General features: G+C 80.2%; 1 protein-coding gene. It reads right to left on the bottom strand.

Features of this window, described 5'->3' with window-relative positions:
* A partial coding sequence (locus RT91_RS21185) for a hypothetical protein (RefSeq protein ID WP_205409012.1) occupies positions 1-413 on the bottom strand: 413 nt, incomplete at both ends.

Here is a 413-nt window from a genome sequence, read left to right as displayed (position 1 = left end):
GTGGCTCCCGTGGCACCCGTCGCGCCCGTGGCGCCTGTGGCACCCGTGGCACCCGTTGCGCCCGTGGCACCCGTCGCGCCGGTGGCACCCGTGGCACCCGTCGCGCCGGTGGCYCCSGTGGCTCCGGTGGCGCCCGTSGCKCCGGTGGCACCCGTCGCGCCCGTGGCACCCATCGCGCCCGTGGCACCTGTGGCACCCGTGGCACCCATCGCGCCCGTGGCRCCTGTGGCACCCGTGGCGCCGGTGGCACCCGTGGCACCCGTCGCGCCCGTGGCACCCGTCGCACCCATCGCGCCCGTGGCACCCATCGCGCCCGTGGCACCYGTSGCACCCGTCGCRCCCGTGGCACCCGTCGCGCCCGTGGCCCCCGTTGCGCCGGTGGCACCCGTCGCGCCTGTGGCACCCGTGGCGCC

This window comes from Acidiphilium sp. JA12-A1 (assembly GCF_000724705.2).
Taxonomy (GTDB): Bacteria; Pseudomonadota; Alphaproteobacteria; order Acetobacterales; family Acetobacteraceae; genus Acidiphilium; species Acidiphilium multivorum.
This window is presented reverse-complemented; position numbering and strand designations above follow the sequence as displayed.